The sequence below is a fragment of the Lepagella muris genome (genome assembly GCF_004793975.1).
Taxonomy (GTDB): domain Bacteria; phylum Bacteroidota; class Bacteroidia; order Bacteroidales; family Muribaculaceae; genus Lepagella; species Lepagella muris.
Genome location: NZ_SRYB01000007.1, coordinates 146,549 through 164,301 on the forward strand (window position 1 = coordinate 146,549; position 17,753 = coordinate 164,301).

The window sequence follows — 17,753 nt, forward strand, 5'->3', positions numbered from 1 at the left end:
AGCTATGGCAAAAGAATCAATGAAAGCCCGCGAGGTAAAACGCCAGAAGCTGGTTGAGAAATATGCTGAGAAAAAGGCTGCGCTCAAGAAAGCTGCGCTTGCTGATGCTGATGGCAACATCGACTACGAGGCATTGACAAAACTCCAGAAGCTTCCCAAGAATGCTTCAAAAGTGCGTCTTCACAACCGTTGCGTGATTACCGGCCGTCCGAAAGGCTACATGCGTCAGTTCGGCATTTCGAGAATCCAGTTCCGTGAGATGGCATCTGCCGGACTGATTCCCGGAGTAAAGAAAGCAAGCTGGTGATACAATAAATTTGAAAGAACCACGTTATAAGAATTGGTGACTGACCCACAGAGCATTTACGTGCCCTGTGGGCGTCTCCAATCTTTCTCACATCCGGCGATTCCTTGCCGGATTTCGAAAAAAAGACAAAGTGAAAATTAAATATTGTTCGGATTATCTGAATCAATTTAACAATCAAAACAATGACTGATCCAATAGCAGATTATTTGACGAGATTGAGAAACGCCATCCATGCGGGACACCGTGTGGTGGCGATTCCGTCTTCAAAAATGAAAAAGGAGATCACAAAGATCCTTTTCGAGCAGGGCTACATCCTGAACTACAAGTTTATGGAAGGTCCCACTCCATCGGGCACAATCAAGATTGCCCTCAAGTATGATCCGGTCGACAAGGTGAGCGCCATCAAGAACCTCCGCCGTGTGTCCCGCCCGGGTCTTCGCCAGTATACAGGCTACAAGGATATGCCCCGCGTACTCAACGGACTTGGTATCGCCATCCTGAGCACATCCTATGGAGTGATGACAAACAAAGAAGCCAAAGAGCGTAAGGTCGGCGGCGAAGTATTATGCTACGTATATTAAAAGAAGGAGGTATTCGACATGTCAAGAATAGGTAAAGCACCCATTGAGATACCTGCCGGCGTAACAGTACAGGTAAACGGAAATGTAGTGACCGTAAAGGGTCCGAAAGGTGAGCTTTCTCAGGAAGTGAATCCTGTGATCTCAGTAGAGGTTGAGAACAACCACATCGAAGTAAAGCGTCCGAACGACGAGCGTCAGAACCGCGCTATGCACGGTCTCTACCGTGCGCTTATCCACAACATGGTGGTAGGCGTGTCAGCAGGATACAAAAAGGAGATGGAGCTTGTCGGTGTAGGCTACCGTGCCACATCCACAGGTCAGGTATTGGAGCTGTCATTGGGCTTCTCACATGCTATCTACATCAAGCTTCCGAAAGAGATAAAGGTCGAGGCAAAGACAGAGCGTAACAAGAACCCGCTCATCATCCTTGAGAGCGCCGACAAGCAGCTTCTCGGTCAGGTATGCGCCAAGATCCGCTCGCTCCGCAAGCCTGAGCCGTACAAGGGCAAAGGTATCAAGTTTGTTGGTGAGATTATCCGTCGCAAGTCCGGTAAGTCTGCCAATGCGAAATAATTAAAATAAGGAAGAACTATGGTATCTAAGATAGCAAGAAGAAATAAGATCAAGACCCGCATCCGCGGCAAGATTTCCGGTACAGCTCAAAGGCCCCGCATGAGCGTGTTCCGCAGCAACAAGGGGATCTACGTCCAGCTTATCGACGACCTCGAAGGCCGCACTCTCGTGGCTGCCTCTTCAAAGGGTCTTGAGGGCGGCACAAAGATTGAGATTGCCGCACGCGTAGGTGCAGAAGTGGCAAAAAAGGCTATGGAAAGCGGTATCACTGAGGTCGTGTTCGACCGTAACGGCTACCTTTTCCACGGCAGAGTTAAATCATTGGCCGATGGAGCACGTCAGGCCGGTCTTAAATTTTAATCGGAAATCATGGCAAAGAGAAACAATAGAGTAAAATCTACTAATGATTTGGATCTGAAAGACCGTCTTGTGGCCATCAACCGTGTGACTAAGGTTACAAAGGGTGGTCGTGCTTTCAGCTTCGCGGCAATTGTAGTGGTAGGTAATGAAGATGGCGTTATCGGCTGGGGCCTCGGCAAGGCTAATGAGGTGACAGCTGCAATCGCCAAGGGCGTTGAGACTGCAAAGAAGAACCTTATCAAGGTTCCGGTGCACAAGGGCACAATCCCTCACGAGCAGAGCGCGAAATTCGGCGGCTCACGCATATTCCTGAAACCCGCATCAGAGGGTACCGGAGTTAAGGCCGGCGGCGCAATGCGTGCCGTGCTGGAGAGCGTAGGCATCACCGACGTGCTTGCAAAGAGCAAAGGATCATCCAACCCCCACAACCTCGTGAAGGCCACAATCGCAGCCCTCGGCGAGCTCAGAAGCCCGGCACAGGTGGCTCAGAACCGTGGTGTGGCAGTGGATAAAGTGTTTAACGGCTAAAAACAACAGAAATGTCACAGATAGCAATCAAGCAGGTTAAGAGCCGCATCAATTGCCCGGCAGTGCAGAAGCGCACGCTCGATGCACTCGGACTGAGAAAAATGAATCACACAGTAGTAAAGGAAGACACCCCCTCGATCAGAGGAATGGTGAAGACTGTGCATCATCTCGTAGAAGTCACAACTCTCTAATTCATTAGAACTACATGGAACTACATAATCTTACGCCGGCTCCCGGCAGCAACAAGAGCAACAAGAGAATAGGTCGCGGTCCAGGTTCAGGCTACGGTGGGACGTCTACCCGTGGTCACAAGGGCGCGAAGTCACGTTCAGGCTACAAACATAAGATCGGTTTTGAGGGTGGTCAGATGCCGCTTCAGCGCCGAGTGCCGAAATTCGGTTTCAAGAACATCAACCGTGTTGAATACAAGGCTATCAACCTTGATGCTCTCGAGGCATTGGCAGAGGCTCAGAACCTGACCAAAATTACTGTTGCCGATCTCCGTGCTGCAGGTCTCGCTCCTAAGAGAGCGCTCGTGAAGATTCTCGCCAACGGTGCTATCAGCCGTGCCCTCGAGGTGCAGGCTGACGCATTCTCAAAGAAGGCTGAGGAGGCTATCACAGCAGCAGGTGGAACCGTCAGCAAAAACTAACTCTCATGGGATTTACACAAACGATAAAAAATATCTGGAGCGTAGAGGATCTCCGCAGGCGTATAGGAATTACGCTCCTGCTGGTGATAATCTATCGTTTCGGGTGCTACGTGGTTTTGCCGGGTATCAATCCTGACGAACTCATGGCACTGAAGAACTTCACATCGGACGGTCTGATGCAGTTGCTTGATATGTTCTCGGGCGGTGCGTTCTCTCAGGCATCCATCTTTGCGTTGGGTATCATGCCCTATATCACGGCATCAATCGTGATACAGCTTCTCGGCATGGTGCTCCCCGCATTCCAGAAGATGCAGCGAGAGGGTGAGAGCGGACGTATGAAGCTGAATCAGTACACCCGCTATCTCACCGTACTGATCCTTCTTCTTCAGGGTCCGGCTTACCTGATGAACCTCAAATATCAGGTGCAGGCTGCCGGTGGCCATGTGGAAATGGGATTCTGGACCGTGGTGTTCATGACCATTGTGCTTGCAGCCGGGTCAATGTTCATCATGTGGCTTGGCGAGAGGATTGACCAGAAGGGCATCGGCAACGGTATCTCCTTCATCATCCTTATCGGTATCATGGCACGCTTCCCGGAGGCAGTGATTCAGGAATTCACCGGCCGACTGATGAACTCCGCCGGCGGTGGTCTTGTGATCTTCCTTGTGGAGCTTGTAATCCTCGTAGCCGTCATAGCCGGTGCTGTGCTTCTCGTGCAGGGCACACGCAAGGTGCCCGTGCAGTATGCAAAGCGCATACAGGGCAACAAGCAGTATGGCGGTGCACGTCAGTACATTCCTCTGAAAGTGAACGCAGCCGGTGTGATGCCGATCATCTTTGCGCAGGCAATCATGTTCATCCCTGTCACACTTGTTGGCTTCAGCACAGAGCAGACCGGATTCTTCGGAGCTCTTACCGACCTCTATGGATTCTGGTATAATTTGGTTTATTTCGTAATGATTGTGGCATTCACATACTTCTACACCGCAATTACAGTGCGTCCGGCACAGATGGCAGAGGATATGAAACGCAACAACGGCTTCATCCCCGGCATCAAACCCGGCAAGCCTACCGTGGAATATCTTGACTCCATCATGTCGAGGATAACCCTTCCGGGCTCTATCTTCCTCGGCATCGTGGCGATTCTTCCGGCGATAGCACACGTATGCGGTCTCAACCGTCAGTTCGCCGCTTTCTTCGGAGGCACATCGCTTCTGATTATGGTGGGCGTTATCCTCGACACGCTGAGAATCGTGGAAGGTCACTTGCTGATGCGTCATTATGACGGCCTGATGAAGGATGGCCGCATCAAGGGGCGCACGACAGGTAGTGGTGCATTCTAAAAGTCAGATTCAGTAAGCTAATGATCTATATCAAGACAGCTGAGGAGATCGTCAAGATGCGCGCGGCATGCGACCTCGTAAGCCGCACGCTCGGAGAGGTGGCCAAATGGGCACGTCCCGGAATCACGACCCGAAAGCTTGATAACATAGCAAGGGAGTTTATCCTCGACAACGGGGGTAAACCCGCTTGCTTAGGCTATCACGGATTTCCGGGCACGTTGTGCATTGAGGTAAATGAGACGGTGGTGCATGGTTTCCCGTCGGGCTACGAGCTTCGGGAAGGTGACATAGTCGGCACAGACTGTGTGGCTGAACTCGACGGCTTCAACGGCGACAGTTGCTACACGTTTGCCATCGGAGAGATCGATGAGAAGGTGGCGCGCTTGTTGCAGGTCACAAAGGAGTCGCTCTACGTAGGCATCAATGCAGCGCAGGCGGGGAAGAGAATCGGCGATATCTCAAATGCCGTGCAGACCTACTGCGAACGCGCCGGCTACAGCGTGGTGCGTGAGATGTGCGGACACGGCATCGGAAAAAGCATGCATGAGGATCCCGAGGTGCCCAATTTCGGGCGTCGAGGCATCGGTCCGGTATTGAAGCCGGGCATGTGCATCGCTATTGAGCCGATGATAAATCTCGGGAGCAAGAACGTGGTTATAGAGAGCAACGGCTGGGAATGCCGCACACGCGACCGCAAGCACTCCGCTCACTATGAGCACACCATCCTCATCACGACGGATGGTCCTGAGATAATGACAACATTCGACTACATCGATGCTGCACTTTCCGCAGGCGACAACAACAGCATCTAAGAATAAACAAAGCAAAAACTGAAAAGACTATATGGCAAAACAAGCTGCAATCGAACAGGACGGAGTGATTCTCGAGGCATTGTCAAACGCAATGTTTAAGGTAGAGCTTGGCAACGGGCATGAAATCACAGCCCACATATCAGGCAAGATGAGAATGCACTACATCAAGATACTTCCGGGCGACAAGGTGAGGGTGGAAATGAGCCCTTACGACCTGTCGAAAGGACGTATCGCTTTCAGATATAAATAAAAAAACGACACTCCATATGAAAGTAAGAGCATCAATCAAAAAGCGTACGGCCGACAGCAAGATCGTGCGCAGAAAAGGAAGATTATACGTAATCAACAAGAAGAATCCAAAATTTAAAACACGTCAGGGATAATTTTATTACCTTTGCAAAAAATTTGTAACAAACTATGGCAGTAAGAATAGTCGGCGTAGATTTGCCGCAAAACAAAAGAGGAGAGATTGCCTTGACGTATATCTACGGCATAGGCCGCAGCGCAGCCAACACCATCCTCAAGAAGGCGGGTGTAGACCGCGACATCAAGGTACAGGACTGGACAGACGATCAGGCAGCAGCCGTTCGTGAGGTGATCCAGACAGAATATAAGGTTGAGGGCGACCTCCGTTCGGAGATCCAGCTCAACATCAAGCGTCTCATGGATATCGGTTGCTATCGCGGCATCCGTCATCGTATCGGACTTCCGGTAAGAGGCCAGAGCACCAAAAACAACGCCCGCACACGTAAGGGCCGTAAGAAAACAGTCGCTAACAAGAAGAAAGCTACTAAATAAAATTAAAGTATGGCAAAAAAGACAGTCGCAGCTAAAAAGAGGAATGTCAAGGTTGACGCCAACGGTCAGCTTCATGTGCATAGCTCTTTCAACAACATTATCGTTTGCCTTGCCAACAGCGAGGGCCAGGTTATCTCCTGGAGCTCTGCAGGCAAGATGGGCTTCAGAGGCAGCAAGAAGAACACTCCCTATGCAGCTCAGATGGCAGCGCAGGATTGTGCCAAGGTCGCATACGATCTCGGCCTGCGCAAGGTGAAAGCCTATGTGAAGGGGCCGGGCAACGGCCGTGAGTCAGCTATCCGTACAGTGCACGGAGCTGGTATCGAGGTGACAGAGATTGTAGATGTCACACCGCTGCCCCACAACGGATGTCGTCCTCCTAAGAGAAGAAGAGTTTAATAGGAAAAAGCAGCCCCTGTCCTGTCGCTGAATGCGAATAGACTGCCCCAGCATCTTTCTCTCGGCAGTCGCGGCTGCGCTAAGGAGGCAGGATAAAAGGCCACTTTAATTAAAACACAAAGAAAAAAATGGCAAGATATACAGGCCCAAAGACAAAAATCGCCCGCAAGTTCGGCGAGGCAATTTACGGTGAGGACAAGGTTCTGGCAAAGAAGAACTATCCACCGGGACAGCATGGCGCCAACCGCAGAAGAAAGACTTCGGAATATGGCACTCAGCTGAAAGAGAAACAGAAAGCGAAATATACTTACGGCGTGTTGGAACGTCAGTTCCGCAACCTGTTCGAGGAGTCAGCCCGCACTAAGGGTATTACCGGTGAGGTGCTCCTTCAGCTTCTCGAAAGCCGTCTTGACAACGTAGTGTATCGTCTCGGTATCGCTCCGTCTCGTCCGGCTGCACGTCAGATCGTGCTCCACAAGCATATCACCGTCAACGGAAAGGTGGTAAATATCCCCTCTTACCGTGTTAAACCCGGTGATGTGGTTGCTGTCCGTGAGAAGTCAAAATCGCTTGAGGTTATCGCCGACTGCCTTGCCGGCTTCAACCATAGCAAATATCCCTGGATTGAATGGGATGAGAGCAAAAAGGGGGGCAAATTCCTCCATGTTCCGCAGCGTGAAGACATTCCGGAGACTATCAAGGAACAGTTGATCGTTGAGTTGTATTCTAAATAATAAACAATAGAAACCCATGCCAATATTAGCATTTCAGAAACCCGACAAGGTCATCATGCTTGAGGCCGACAATTCGTTCGGCAAGTTCGAATTCCGGCCGCTTGAACCGGGCTACGGCCAGACAATAGGCAACGCGCTGCGCAGAATCCTTCTTGCTTCGCTCGGCGGCTTTGCCATCTGCTCTATCCGTATTGACGGAGTCGCTCATGAGCTTGACACCATTCCCGGGGTAAAGCAGGATGTCACCAATATCATCCTCAACCTAAAACAGGTAAGATTCAAGCAGCTGACCGAAGACCATGAGACAGAGAAAGCTGTGGTAAATGTGTCGGGCACCGATGTGCTTAAGGCAGGCGATCTGGGCAAGGTGCTTTCCGGGTTTGAAGTACTCAATCCGGATTTGGAAATCTGCCGTCTTGATCCCTCGGCAAGTTTCCAGATGGAGTTTACTATCAACAAGGGTCGCGGATGGATCCCGGCTGACGAAAACCGTGAGCTGCTCGGTGATTCCGATCCCAACGTGATAGCTATCGACTCTATCTACACCCCCGTCAAGAACGTGAAATATGCGGTGGAGAACTACCGCGTGGAGCAGAAGACTGACTATGAGAAGCTCCTTATCGAAGTGACTACCGACGGCTCTATCGCGCCGCAGGATGCACTCAAGGAGGCTGCCAAGATTCTGATCTATCATTTCATGCTCTTCAGCGACGAGAAGATTGCGCTTGAGACTCCTAAGGAGAATGATGTCGATGAGTTTGACGAAGAAGTCCTTCACATGCGTCAGCTCCTGAAGAGCAAACTCACTGATATGGATCTTTCCGTGCGTGCCCTCAACTGCCTTAAGAGCGCCGAGGTCGAGACGCTTGGCGAGCTCGTGGTCTTCAACAAGAACGACCTGCTCAAGTTCCGCAACTTCGGTAAGAAGTCGCTCACTGAGCTTGACGAACTGCTCGCAAGTCTTAACCTCTCCTTTGGGATGGACATTTCAAAATATAAATTAGATAAAGACTAAACAACGATGAGACACAATAAAAAATTCAACCACCTCGGTCGTAAGAAAGGTCATCGTGATGCGCTTCTCATGAACCTCACTATCTCTCTTATCATGCATAAGAGAATCTTCACGACTCTGGCAAAGGCTAAGGCATTGCGTATATATGCTGAGCCGATTATCACGAGGTCTAAGACCGACGATATGGCAAACCGTCGCCTCGTCTTCAGCTACCTCCAGAACAAGGAAGCCGTTAAGGAACTTTTCGGCGTAATAGCAGAGAAAGTGGCTGACCGTCCCGGTGGCTATACTCGTATTCTCAAGACAGGACACCGTCTCGGTGACAACGCTGAGATGGCAATGATCGAGCTCGTTGACTTCAATGAAAACATGCTCGAGGCTGCCGGCGAGAAGAAAGCTAAATCCACACGCCGTAGCCGCCGCAAGAAAGGCGCTGCTGACGAGGCTCCCGCTGCTGAGGCTCCCGCTACGGAGGAAGCTCCTAAGGCTGAATAAATATCGGCATGATTTAATATTACGCAAGAGCGACATTCATACGGGTGTCGCTCTTGTCTGTTTAAATTGTTTTTATTAACTTAGCGCGGTTAATTGAATATATATGCATATCCCTGAAACCATATATCTTGACAGTTGGCTGGCGATTCTTCTCACGGTGGCGTATGCGCTGATGATTATTGCCTCGGTGATTGTGGTGCTACGTGAGAACCGCAATCCGATACGTGCGCTGTCGTGGGTGATCGCTCTGGTTTTCCTTCCGATTGTGGGGCTGGTGTTCTATCTGTTCTTCGGACGCAGCCTGAGGGGGATGCACATGATCTCGCGCCATAACAAGCGTAAGATTCTCCGGGAACACTCTCCGCGACGCATAAATCTGAACAGCCTTGACCTCTCTGCCGAACATCGCAATCTCGTGAAGCTTGCCCATAATCTCTGTCGCGCCCCGTTCACTGTCAATAATGAGATTGACATTTTCACCGATGGCATCAGCAAGTTTGAATCGCTCAAGCGTGATCTTGAGAATGCCAGGGAATCGATACTGCTGCAATACTACATATTCCTTGACGACAAGATAGGCACGGAAATCTCCGACATACTGATACGCAAGGCGAAGGCGGGGATAAAGGTGAAGGTGATATATGACCACATCGGGAGCTTCTCTGCCAAGAAGAGTTTCTTTACCAACATGGAGAGGGCGGGAGTGCAGACCCATCCTTTCTTCCGCGTCAACTTCCCTCATTTTGCCAACAGAATCAACTGGAGAAACCATAGGAAGATTGTGGTGATCGACGGGAGTATAGGATATATCGGGGGTATGAACATAGCCGACCGCTACGTGAATGGTCTGCCCAACGGAGAAGTGTGGAGAGATACGCATTTCAGGGTGACGGGCGATATTGTGGAGTCGCTTGTGTATTCCTTTGCGATTGACTGGAATTTCTTGAAGAAAGAGCCATACGTGCCTGAGGTTACGCCGAAGCTCAACGTCAACAGCAACAGTGTCGGCGTGCAGCTCGTGACGGGAGGCCCCACGGAGAGATGGAACAACCTGACGCTATGTTTCCTGCGCGCCATCTCGTCGGCACGCCGCACGATATACATACAGACACCATATTTTCTTCCGACCGACGGTTTGCTGAGTGCCCTACAGGCAGCAGCGTTGGCAAAAGTGGATGTCAGGATAATGATGCCGCGCAACACTGACAGCCGCTTGCTTCATTACGCATCATTCTCCTATATATCGGAGTGCCTGAAATCCGGCATCAAGGTGTATCTGTATGAGCCCGGTATGCTCCATGCAAAGGCAATGATAATAGACGACATGTTTGTGACTGCAGGTTCCACAAATTTTGATTTCCGCAGTTTCGAGAATAATTTCGAATGTAACCTGCTGATATATGATGAGAATATCAACCGTAAGATGCGCGACATATTCTTTGAAGATGTCGCGCAGAGCACTAAGCTGACTCTCGACCGATGGAAGAGACGCCCGTTGTATCATCGATTCCTTGAGTCATTGTTGCGTCTTGTCTCGCCGATTTTGTAGGGTTTATGGTTTATAGTTTATGGTTTAAGGTTTAAGGTTGATAGTGGGGTAGATGGAGCGATTGTTAGGGTTTTGGAAGATATATTGAGATTTAATCTACGATAAGAGATGCTACTTATAAAAGATACTATGGTTTCGCTCGACCTTATAGAGCGTTTTTTTGTGTGCGATCTTGATTCTTGTCTTGGTCAGTGCTGCATTGACGGAGATGCAGGTGCGCCGCTTCTTGAGGAGGAGAGGGAGGAGATTGAGAGACACATGGATGAGATTCTCCCGCTGCTCAATCCGTCGGCACAGTCCATCATAAAGGAGTGTGGGGCGTCATATATTGATGAGGAGGGGGATCTTGTCACTCAGATTGTGGAGGGGAAGGACTGTGTGTTCACTACGTATGCCGAGGGAGGGAAGTGCCTTTGTGCCCTTGAGAAAGCATACCGAAAGGGGAAACTTCCGCAATTGAAGCCCTCATCATGCCATCTATATCCCGTGAGGCTCAGAAAATATGGGGATATGACCGCAGTTAATCTTCATAGGTGGAAAATCTGCAAGTGTGCCGAGATTCTGGGTAGATCCAGGAAAGTGAGGGCATACGAATTTCTTAAAGAGCCGTTGATCCGTAAATTCGGAGAGGAATGGTATGCCGAGCTGGAGCATACTGCGAAGGAATGGCTGCGTCAGCAGGAGAATAAATGATTGGGATAGAGGTATATATAAAATAGAAAGTGGACGGATTTCACAATCAGTCCACTCTTCTTTTTTGCTTAACTAAATAAATTCTTACATGTTAGGATTATAGATACCTAAATTTCACTGCAAAGTTATAACTTATTTACGATATAATCATCATTACAAGTGTGAAAAAATATTAAATTAGTAAATAAATTATTTGTTTATTTACGCTGGAAATCCGGGTTGGGGATATCTGGAATGTGTCATCCGGTATTGACGTATGCATTCAGGCTATTGCCTGCCAAAATAAAAAATATCCTTCCAATATATCTGCAATCATATATTAGAAGGATATTTCTGTATCTCCATAGGGAGTCGAACCCTAATCGTCGGAACCGGAATCCGATATTCTATCCATTGAACTATGGAGACGTGTATATATGCGGATGATTTTCTCATCACCGTTGCAAAGTTAATTAAAATTTCCGAACTTTGCAAAAATATAATTTGAAATCAATATGGAAGTCAAGATAGAGGAGGGATGGAAGAATCATCTTTCAGAGGAATTTGAAAAACCGTATTTCAGGGCGTTGACGCAGAAGGTGCGTCAGGATTATGCCGACCCGACGGTGAGAGTGTATCCCCCCGGCAAGGAGATTTTCGCGGCGTTTGATGCGTCGCCGTTTGATGCCACCAAGGTGGTCATCATCGGTCAGGATCCTTACCATGGACCGGGACAGGCGAACGGATTATGCTTCTCGGTGGCTCCCGGCGTGATGATGCCTCCGTCGCTTGTCAACATCTTCAAGGAGGTGAGTGCCGACACCGGCGCACCGATGCCCGCCGACGGCGATCTCAGCCGATGGGCACGTCAGGGTGTGCTGCTTCTGAATTCATCGCTAACCGTCAGGGAGCATGCTCCCAAGTCACATTCCGGAATTGGATGGGAGACGTTTACCGATGCCGCCGTTAATGCACTCGCGAGCGAGAAGATGGGGCTGGTATTCATGCTGTGGGGATCGGATGCCATAAGGAAGGGTGCGAAGATTGACCGGGAGAAGCATCTGGTGCTCACCTCCCCGCATCCGTCGCCACTATCCGCCTACAGAGGATTCTTCGGCAACCGTCATTTCTCCAAGGCGAATGAATATCTTGTGGCACACGGCAAGACTCCGATTGTATGGTGACGATGGATCGCCTGAGAGCAATGCTGCTCCTCTCCATGCTGTATTTAGGTGGGATGGCAGTATACCCGCTTGATACGTTGTCGGGGGTGTTCAGCCGCGATGTGCGCACACTGTCGGTGGAGAATCCGGATTACTTCATGTCGCCGCCGGTGGTGAGGCTCGGCACGTCTGACCGCCTTGTGGTGAAATTCGACATACTCGGGGATGAGCATCAGTATCTACGCTACCGTATACTGCATTGTAATGCCGACTGGCAGCCATCGCGTCTGCTTGAGCCGGAATACGTCGGCGGGTTCAATGAATGTGACATAACCGACTATGCCTATTCATCGGGCACCTACGTGCATTACGTAAATTATCGAGTGGAGATTCCGAATGAGGATATGCAGCTGCTCGTCAGCGGCAACTATCTCATGCAGGTGTATCCGGAGAGTGAGCCGGATGAGATATTGCTTCAGCAGCGGTTCTGCGTATCAGAGAATAGCGTGGCGATAGCGGGAAACGTCACTGCGCGCACCGACCGAGGTGTCAACGACAGATGGCAGCAACTGTATATCACCGTTGATGTGGGCGATGGATCGAGGATAAACCCGTATCAGGATCTTGTGGTGACGGTCACTCAGAACAACCGTCCGGAAACTACGCGCACGCTTGCCGGTCCGCTTCGGACAGAGGGGGGGACCATAGTCTACGCTCATGATCCGGCATTGGTATTCAATGCCGAGGATGAGTATCGGCGTTTTGAGACAGTGAGGGCGGATTACGCCGGCATGCATACCGATTCTGTAAAATTCGGTGGTAGCAACTGGCATGCCTATCTGTCGGTGGATGAGCCGCGTGAGGAGAAGGATTATATTTATGACGAAACGCAGCACGGGCGGTTCAAGATAGATGAATATAATTCGAGCGACCCGGATTTGGGGGCGGATTACGTGACGGTGCATTTCACGCTCGAGATGCCGCGTATTGCAGAGCCGGTATATGTGGATGGTGATTTCACGTCGCATCGTTTCGGCGATTTCAACCGTATGCGATATGATGATGTGCGGCAGTGCTACGTGGCGGAGATTCCGCTGAAGCAAGGAAGCTATAATTATCAGTATGTGGTGGATAGAGGGGGAGTGTACACTCCGGCTCCTATTGACGGAGATAAATATGAGACGCGTAATGAATATCTGGTGAAGGTATATCTGCGTCAGCCCGGATCGCGCGGGGATAGGCTTGTCGGGGCGACTGTGCTCTGATTCGCGATATGACAAAGCCTCCGCTATGGTGCAATCCATAGCGGAGGCTTATTCTTTCAGAGTGTTTTAGCTTATTCTTTTGCGAGGATGAGGGCGGAATAGGGGGCGAGGGTGATCTTGCCGCCGTTTGTCGTGCCGAGAGAGCCGTCGTGAGCCATCTTGCCGTTCTGTGCCACAATCATCCATTTCCCTTTGGCTATGTTGACCGTCTGCTCGTGGGATGCACCGTTGAATACCACCTTAATCTCCTTCCAGCTGTCGCCGTTGGCATTCTCCTTCAGCGAATAGGATATGAGATTCGGGGTCTTCTTGGAGTCGATCTTATCAAATACGAGATGCTTCGCGATGTCGTCGGCAGAAGTCATGCGGAATGCGGGATGAGCCTTGCGGAGAGCCACCAGCTCACGGTAATAGTCAAACTGGTCGCGATATTTCGATTTATTTGCCCAGTCGATGGCATTTACGGAGTCGGGCATGTTGTAGGTGTTGTGATTACCCTTCTTGCCACGGAAAATCTCCTCGCCGGCGAACATGAACGGGGTGCCTTGTGATGTGAACACGATTGTCTGCGCAAGTTTGGCAGCCTCAAGCATATTCTCCTCCGGCTCGCCCTCCATAGAGTGATGAAGCTTGTCGGTCAGGCACATATCGTCATGGCAGGATACATAGTTTACGATCATCTCCGGCGAATCAGCGTATGGGAATTTGGAATTTTGCCCTTTGGAATAATCCACTTGCGGATGGTTCGTTGCAGCTACGATGCCGATTTTCACAGTCTCCTCATTGCCGGGCTTACCTGTGGCGAATCCACGGTCGGCGGCATTAGTGTAATGACCCTTAACGGCATCGCGGAGATCATCGGAGAAAACGGCTATATCCTTCATCTTCGATACGTTCTCCTTCAGAGCTCTTCTCTCTACTGCCAATGGGGAATCACCGGCAGTCCAACCCTCGCCATATACGAAGATGGAGGGGTCAATTTTCTTCAGCTCTTCAGCCACCTTGTTCATAGTCTCCGTGTCATGAATCGCCATTAGGTCGAAACGGAATCCGTCGATATGATACTCCTTTGCCCAATATTTCGTGGAGTTGATGATATAATCCTGCATCTGCTTCAGGTCGGAGGCGGTCTCATTGCCACATCCGGAAGCGTCGGAATAGCGTCCGTCGTCCCAATGGCGATGGTAATATCCCGGAGCGGTCAGTTCGAAATTCGAACCGTCATTTTCAGCTGTATGGTTATACACCACGTCCATTATGACACCGATCCCGGCATCATGCAGAGCCTTCACCATCTCCTTCATCTCGCGCACTCGGGTCGAGGGGTCGGAAGGGTTGGTGGAGTAGGAGCCTTCTGGTGCGTTATAGTTCTGCGGATCATATCCCCAGTTGTAGGTGTTGTTCTGAAGGTTGGTCTCATCCACAGAGTTATAGTCGTAGGATGGGAGGATATGCACGTGGGTTACGCCGAGTTCCTTCAGATGGTCGATTCCGGTCTTCTCTCCGAGCGGTGTCACTGTGCCATCCTCGGTCAAGGCAAGAAACTTACCCTTGTTGGCGATTCCGGAAGAGGGGTGCATCGACATGTCACGGTGATGCATCTCATACACGATGACGTCGGAGAAGTTCTTCACTTCCGGGCGTCTGTCGGCATCCCAACCCTCAGGATTGGTCTTTGCAAAATCAATTATGGCGGCACGCTTGCCGTTGACCCCGACGGCTTTCGCCCACACTCCGGGAGTCTCGTTCTTCCATTCCCCTTTCCATTTTATCTGGAAGGTGTAGAACTTGCCATAAAGTTTCTCCGGCAGGGAGGCGGTCCAGGTGCCGTTGGCGGCATCCTTCTTCATTTCGACCACCTGATACGGCTTGCCGGTGTGTCCATCATTGTAAAGGTTTACTCTTGCCTCCTGTGCTTCAGGGCTCCAAAGGCGGAAATGCGTTCCGGAATTATTCACTGAAAGCTCGAGGTCATCGCCATTATATGTAGGATAGCTGATGAACTGAGAGTCATACGTGCTTTGAGCCATAACCTGAGATGTTGTGGCTACTGAGCCTGCGGTCATAAGCAGAGCTGTCATGGTTAGATATACATGTAATTTCATTCCGATGTAAAGAATTTATCAGTTAATGATTCAAAGTTACAAAATATTTTTCTGATTTCAATACATATTCAGAATCATTAATATGAGATTAACAATAATTATGTAATCCAATGTCAGTTACGTGTATGTATATAGTGAACCATAAGGTATGTTGGCGTGTTATATAGACAAAGCCTAATCCGGGCAGATTGCCCACGCAATAATTGGATTGAAGCATTCTTATCCGCTCCCCCGGCGCGAAGCCGGACAGAAGAGATAGGGTATGTATTCAAGATGAAGTTTTATCAAAATTATGAATGAGAGAGGTGGTAACGACGCGGGTTGCCGCCTCTCTCTTGTGTATGTGAAAAATAATTAGTAACTTTGCAACGCTTTTCGCGAAAGGCAGGCGAGGGGGAGAGTCCCGCAGCCGGAACGCTTTTCTAAGAAAAGTGGAAATATACATATTAATCAATAAAACTCTCAAAACAATGCATCTTTCAACAGAAGAGAAGCAGGCCATCTTCGAGAAATATGGCCAGGGTAAGAACGACACAGGCAGCCCCGAAAGCCAGATCGCACTTTTCTCAATTCGTATCAAGCACCTCACTGAGCACCTCAAGGAGAATCACAAGGACTACACCACAGCCCGCGCACTTAAGGCTCTCGTAGGTCAGCGTCGTTCACTCCTCGACTATCTGATCCGCAAGGACATCAACCGTTACCGTGCAATCATCGCCAAGAAAGAACTTGGTATCCGCAAGTAATCGGAAGATAAAGATATAGGAGACAAAAAAATCCGTGTTGATCATCAACACGGATTTTTTTGTCTCCTTACTGTTGTCCGAGTATGGAAGCGGAACTTCCATACCGGACAATGGGGTAGAATCAGTTTTTGGTCAGGTTAATACCGATTTCAACTTTCGAAGTAGTATCGATGATTTCAGGTATTGCATTCAATATTCCCGGCAGCATCATAGCCATGATTCCCATATTAGGATCTTTTGAAGCTTCTTCTACGATCGATTTCACGAAATCTTCATCAGAGAAGAGAGGTTTTGCAATTTTGAGAATAGGAAGAAGTGTCTCTGTCCCAAGATAGAATGCAGTGGTGTTCTCAATGGTTACTACTTTTCCATCTTTTGTATATTGAGCTTGACCATACTCTATAGGAATACCTGCTGTCAGCATAGGAAGAAGGTTTTGCATCAGCCCCTCTACTAAAGAGGAAAGATCAACGGCACGGGTGCGTTCGGTAGCGTTGTTGAGTGTGTTGGCTATAATTGCAGCCGGATCAAGGAATAGTCGCAATTGTCCTTCTTTTGAAATGATGTATTGTGCGATACCTTTCGGTGCTACAGTCTCGGGAAGTCCCTCTACTTTGGTGTCAAGATATTTTGCAGATACAGACCCGTCTTCACCAAGATCAATAGATTTAACTACCTGGCAAAGAGCATCAACAATGGAGGTGGTGGTGGAATCATTGTCAATGGCTGGGAGGAATGGATATACGAGCGTTAAGCCAAGTAGGTCTGCAACAGGCATCGGGTAGCCGGTTCCAAATAAAACAATGCCTTTTTCAGAAACCCAATCCACATGTAAGGTATTAAAGGGGTATTCTGAGCCATCTTCGTCATCAACTTTGAGAGGGTGGATTGTCCAGGTTCCGGCGAGGGATGTGTTTTTCAGCTTGACATCGGAAAGGTCAAACTTGAAATTCTCTGGAGTGGCATAGCCGGAGTAAGAGTATGTGCAGAAATCAGTCTCGCCTGTGCCTTTGAATGTGCAGCTGTCGGCTTCGCCTTCCAGCTTCACGGGAATCACTACAGACGGGGAGCCGGGAAGCACGCCTGCAGTCGGTATCGAGAGTCCTTCGGTAGCGGAATCAGCTTTTGTCATGCCACCGATGAGATCAGAAAGATTCAATGGTTCGCCGGCAAGGGTTATGTTGGCATTGCCGTTGCCATCGGGAGTGAAGGTGACTTTCTTGCCCACGAGATTGCTCCCGTTGAGTGAAAGGTCAAGATTCTGGGATGCGTAGGCTTTTTCTTCCAAAGATACGCCCGGAACAATCGGTTCATCATCATTACTACATGAAGTGAATGTAGCAGTGAACGCTGTCACAGCGAGTAGGTAAAGAAATGATTTTTTCATTTAATAATATAGTTATGTGAAAAATAAATGCTTTTGATAATTTTGTAAAAATTCGGTTGCAAAGATAGATATTTTGTGTGAGATATAGAACAAATTTGAGGATAATCTTTATCTGTTAGCGGAGTTTATTGATAAATTGACCAAAAAATAGTAATTTTGCACGAAATATTTATTATTTAAGTTTCGCAAGTTTTCCAACTTGCTTCACTTAAATGGTTTAATGTTTATGGTTTATGATTATTAAATTTTGTATAATGAAAAGATTCGTG

General features: G+C 49.1%; 23 protein-coding genes and 1 tRNA gene. 21 read left to right on the top strand and 3 right to left on the bottom strand.

The window, feature by feature from the left end:
* Positions 1 to 4 precede the first annotated feature (4 nt).
* From rpsN to E5331_RS06945, 18 genes are all read left to right on the top strand, one after another.
* A complete protein-coding gene (rpsN, locus tag E5331_RS06860; protein ID WP_123483551.1) occupies positions 5 to 307 on the top strand; it encodes a 30S ribosomal protein S14 in 303 nt (100 codons plus the stop codon).
* A gap of 182 nt (positions 308 to 489) precedes the next feature.
* On the top strand, positions 490 to 888 hold the full coding sequence (gene rpsH / locus E5331_RS06865) for a 30S ribosomal protein S8 (protein ID WP_136013228.1): 399 nt from the start codon (positions 490 to 492) through the stop codon (positions 886 to 888).
* Between the two features lie 18 nt (positions 889 to 906).
* A complete protein-coding gene (rplF, locus tag E5331_RS06870; RefSeq protein WP_123483549.1) occupies positions 907 to 1,461 on the top strand; it encodes a 50S ribosomal protein L6 in 555 nt (184 codons plus the stop codon).
* Between the two features lie 18 nt (positions 1,462 to 1,479).
* Positions 1,480 to 1,821: a 50S ribosomal protein L18 gene (gene rplR, locus E5331_RS06875; RefSeq protein WP_123483548.1), complete on the top strand. Its 342-nt coding sequence runs from the start codon at positions 1,480 to 1,482 to the stop codon at positions 1,819 to 1,821.
* Between the two features lie 9 nt (positions 1,822 to 1,830).
* Positions 1,831 to 2,349, top strand: a complete 519-nt coding sequence (gene rpsE / locus E5331_RS06880; RefSeq protein ID WP_123483547.1) for a 30S ribosomal protein S5 — start codon at positions 1,831 to 1,833, stop codon at positions 2,347 to 2,349.
* Between the two features lie 11 nt (positions 2,350 to 2,360).
* A complete protein-coding gene (gene rpmD / locus E5331_RS06885) occupies positions 2,361 to 2,540 on the top strand; it encodes a 50S ribosomal protein L30 (protein WP_123483546.1) in 180 nt (59 codons plus the stop codon).
* Between the two features lie 14 nt (positions 2,541 to 2,554).
* On the top strand, positions 2,555 to 3,001 hold the full coding sequence (rplO, locus tag E5331_RS06890) for a 50S ribosomal protein L15 (protein ID WP_123483545.1): 447 nt from the start codon (positions 2,555 to 2,557) through the stop codon (positions 2,999 to 3,001).
* A gap of 5 nt (positions 3,002 to 3,006) precedes the next feature.
* A complete protein-coding gene (gene secY, locus E5331_RS06895) occupies positions 3,007 to 4,344 on the top strand; it encodes a preprotein translocase subunit SecY (protein ID WP_123483544.1) in 1,338 nt (445 codons plus the stop codon).
* A gap of 20 nt (positions 4,345 to 4,364) precedes the next feature.
* A complete protein-coding gene (map, locus tag E5331_RS06900) occupies positions 4,365 to 5,156 on the top strand; it encodes a type I methionyl aminopeptidase (RefSeq protein ID WP_123483543.1) in 792 nt (263 codons plus the stop codon).
* Between the two features lie 31 nt (positions 5,157 to 5,187).
* Complete coding sequence (gene infA / locus E5331_RS06905) at positions 5,188 to 5,406, top strand: translation initiation factor IF-1 (protein ID WP_123483542.1); 219 nt, start codon at positions 5,188 to 5,190, stop codon at positions 5,404 to 5,406.
* 16 nt (positions 5,407 to 5,422) lie between these two features.
* Complete coding sequence (gene ykgO / locus E5331_RS06910) at positions 5,423 to 5,539, top strand: type B 50S ribosomal protein L36 (protein WP_123483541.1); 117 nt, start codon at positions 5,423 to 5,425, stop codon at positions 5,537 to 5,539.
* 34 nt (positions 5,540 to 5,573) lie between these two features.
* The gene (gene rpsM, locus E5331_RS06915) at positions 5,574 to 5,954 is read left to right on the top strand and encodes a 30S ribosomal protein S13 (RefSeq protein WP_123483540.1); all 381 of its coding nucleotides are present in this window, start codon (positions 5,574 to 5,576) and stop codon (positions 5,952 to 5,954) included.
* Between the two features lie 9 nt (positions 5,955 to 5,963).
* Positions 5,964 to 6,353: a 30S ribosomal protein S11 gene (gene rpsK / locus E5331_RS06920; RefSeq protein WP_123483539.1), complete on the top strand. Its 390-nt coding sequence runs from the start codon at positions 5,964 to 5,966 to the stop codon at positions 6,351 to 6,353.
* 128 nt (positions 6,354 to 6,481) lie between these two features.
* Complete coding sequence (rpsD, locus tag E5331_RS06925) at positions 6,482 to 7,087, top strand: 30S ribosomal protein S4 (RefSeq protein WP_123483538.1); 606 nt, start codon at positions 6,482 to 6,484, stop codon at positions 7,085 to 7,087.
* A gap of 16 nt (positions 7,088 to 7,103) precedes the next feature.
* Positions 7,104 to 8,102, top strand: coding sequence for a DNA-directed RNA polymerase subunit alpha (locus tag E5331_RS06930; protein WP_123483537.1), 999 nt, complete (start codon positions 7,104 to 7,106; stop codon positions 8,100 to 8,102).
* A 6-nt stretch (positions 8,103 to 8,108) separates the two neighbouring features.
* On the top strand, positions 8,109 to 8,597 hold the full coding sequence (gene rplQ / locus E5331_RS06935) for a 50S ribosomal protein L17 (RefSeq protein WP_123483536.1): 489 nt from the start codon (positions 8,109 to 8,111) through the stop codon (positions 8,595 to 8,597).
* Positions 8,598 to 8,700: 103 nt separating this feature from the next.
* Positions 8,701 to 10,146 carry a cardiolipin synthase gene (gene cls, locus E5331_RS06940; RefSeq protein WP_123483535.1) on the top strand — a complete coding sequence of 482 codons (1,446 nt, stop codon included), beginning with the start codon at positions 8,701 to 8,703 and terminating at the stop codon, positions 10,144 to 10,146.
* 108 nt (positions 10,147 to 10,254) lie between these two features.
* Positions 10,255 to 10,839: a DUF3109 family protein gene (locus tag E5331_RS06945; protein WP_123483534.1), complete on the top strand. Its 585-nt coding sequence runs from the start codon at positions 10,255 to 10,257 to the stop codon at positions 10,837 to 10,839.
* A gap of 336 nt (positions 10,840 to 11,175) precedes the next feature.
* Here the strand turns inward: E5331_RS06945 and E5331_RS06950 are convergent.
* Positions 11,176 to 11,247, bottom strand: a tRNA-Arg gene (locus tag E5331_RS06950).
* Positions 11,248 to 11,333: 86 nt separating this feature from the next.
* Between E5331_RS06950 and ung the strand changes: the two genes are divergently transcribed.
* Positions 11,334 to 12,002, top strand: a complete 669-nt coding sequence (gene ung, locus E5331_RS06955) for a uracil-DNA glycosylase (protein WP_123483533.1) — start codon at positions 11,334 to 11,336, stop codon at positions 12,000 to 12,002.
* Positions 11,996 to 13,246: a type IX secretion system plug protein gene (locus E5331_RS06960; RefSeq protein WP_135984154.1), complete on the top strand. Its 1,251-nt coding sequence runs from the start codon at positions 11,996 to 11,998 to the stop codon at positions 13,244 to 13,246. Before ung ends, E5331_RS06960 begins: the two co-directional genes overlap by 7 nt.
* Positions 13,247 to 13,317: 71 nt before the next feature.
* On the opposite strand, the gene pulA is transcribed toward E5331_RS06960, so the two are convergent.
* Positions 13,318 to 15,351 carry a type I pullulanase gene (gene pulA, locus E5331_RS06965; RefSeq protein WP_123483531.1) on the bottom strand — a complete coding sequence of 678 codons (2,034 nt, stop codon included), beginning with the start codon at positions 15,349 to 15,351 and terminating at the stop codon, positions 13,318 to 13,320.
* A gap of 470 nt (positions 15,352 to 15,821) precedes the next feature.
* Here pulA and rpsO point away from each other — a divergent pair, with 470 nt between their 5' ends.
* Positions 15,822 to 16,097, top strand: a complete 276-nt coding sequence (gene rpsO / locus E5331_RS06970) for a 30S ribosomal protein S15 (RefSeq protein ID WP_123483530.1) — start codon at positions 15,822 to 15,824, stop codon at positions 16,095 to 16,097.
* A 121-nt stretch (positions 16,098 to 16,218) separates the two neighbouring features.
* On the opposite strand, the gene E5331_RS06975 is transcribed toward rpsO, so the two are convergent.
* Entirely contained in the window at positions 16,219 to 17,484 is a 1,266-nt protein-coding gene (locus E5331_RS06975) for a DUF4925 domain-containing protein (RefSeq protein WP_135984156.1), read from the bottom strand.
* Positions 17,485 to 17,753 lie beyond the last annotated feature (269 nt).

What these genes read in the sequence shown, in the direction of transcription:
- infA (WP_123483542.1), top strand. Translation starts at nt 5,188, where the DNA reads ATGGCAAAACAAGCTGCAATCGAACAGGACGGAGTGATTCTCGAGGCA.
- rpsD (WP_123483538.1), top strand. Translation starts at nt 6,482, where the DNA reads ATGGCAAGATATACAGGCCCAAAGACAAAAATCGCCCGCAAGTTCGGC.
- ykgO (WP_123483541.1), top strand. Translation starts at nt 5,423, where the DNA reads ATGAAAGTAAGAGCATCAATCAAAAAGCGTACGGCCGACAGCAAGATC.
- rpmD (WP_123483546.1), top strand. Translation starts at nt 2,361, where the DNA reads ATGTCACAGATAGCAATCAAGCAGGTTAAGAGCCGCATCAATTGCCCG.
- rplF (WP_123483549.1), top strand. Translation starts at nt 907, where the DNA reads ATGTCAAGAATAGGTAAAGCACCCATTGAGATACCTGCCGGCGTAACA.
- secY (WP_123483544.1), top strand. Translation starts at nt 3,007, where the DNA reads ATGGGATTTACACAAACGATAAAAAATATCTGGAGCGTAGAGGATCTC.
- rpsO (WP_123483530.1), top strand. Translation starts at nt 15,822, where the DNA reads ATGCATCTTTCAACAGAAGAGAAGCAGGCCATCTTCGAGAAATATGGC.
- E5331_RS06975 (WP_135984156.1), bottom strand. Translation starts at nt 17,484, where the DNA reads ATGAAAAAATCATTTCTTTACCTACTCGCTGTGACAGCGTTCACTGCT.
- rpsK (WP_123483539.1), top strand. Translation starts at nt 5,964, where the DNA reads ATGGCAAAAAAGACAGTCGCAGCTAAAAAGAGGAATGTCAAGGTTGAC.
- E5331_RS06945 (WP_123483534.1), top strand. Translation starts at nt 10,255, where the DNA reads ATGCTACTTATAAAAGATACTATGGTTTCGCTCGACCTTATAGAGCGT.
- ung (WP_123483533.1), top strand. Translation starts at nt 11,334, where the DNA reads ATGGAAGTCAAGATAGAGGAGGGATGGAAGAATCATCTTTCAGAGGAA.
- rpsE (WP_123483547.1), top strand. Translation starts at nt 1,831, where the DNA reads ATGGCAAAGAGAAACAATAGAGTAAAATCTACTAATGATTTGGATCTG.
- rpsN (WP_123483551.1), top strand. Translation starts at nt 5, where the DNA reads ATGGCAAAAGAATCAATGAAAGCCCGCGAGGTAAAACGCCAGAAGCTG.
- E5331_RS06930 (WP_123483537.1), top strand. Translation starts at nt 7,104, where the DNA reads ATGCCAATATTAGCATTTCAGAAACCCGACAAGGTCATCATGCTTGAG.
- E5331_RS06960 (WP_135984154.1), top strand. Translation starts at nt 11,996, where the DNA reads ATGGTGACGATGGATCGCCTGAGAGCAATGCTGCTCCTCTCCATGCTG.
- pulA (WP_123483531.1), bottom strand. Translation starts at nt 15,351, where the DNA reads ATGAAATTACATGTATATCTAACCATGACAGCTCTGCTTATGACCGCA.
- rpsH (WP_136013228.1), top strand. Translation starts at nt 490, where the DNA reads ATGACTGATCCAATAGCAGATTATTTGACGAGATTGAGAAACGCCATC.
- cls (WP_123483535.1), top strand. Translation starts at nt 8,701, where the DNA reads ATGCATATCCCTGAAACCATATATCTTGACAGTTGGCTGGCGATTCTT.
- map (WP_123483543.1), top strand. Translation starts at nt 4,365, where the DNA reads ATGATCTATATCAAGACAGCTGAGGAGATCGTCAAGATGCGCGCGGCA.
- rplO (WP_123483545.1), top strand. Translation starts at nt 2,555, where the DNA reads ATGGAACTACATAATCTTACGCCGGCTCCCGGCAGCAACAAGAGCAAC.
- rplQ (WP_123483536.1), top strand. Translation starts at nt 8,109, where the DNA reads ATGAGACACAATAAAAAATTCAACCACCTCGGTCGTAAGAAAGGTCAT.
- rplR (WP_123483548.1), top strand. Translation starts at nt 1,480, where the DNA reads ATGGTATCTAAGATAGCAAGAAGAAATAAGATCAAGACCCGCATCCGC.
- rpsM (WP_123483540.1), top strand. Translation starts at nt 5,574, where the DNA reads ATGGCAGTAAGAATAGTCGGCGTAGATTTGCCGCAAAACAAAAGAGGA.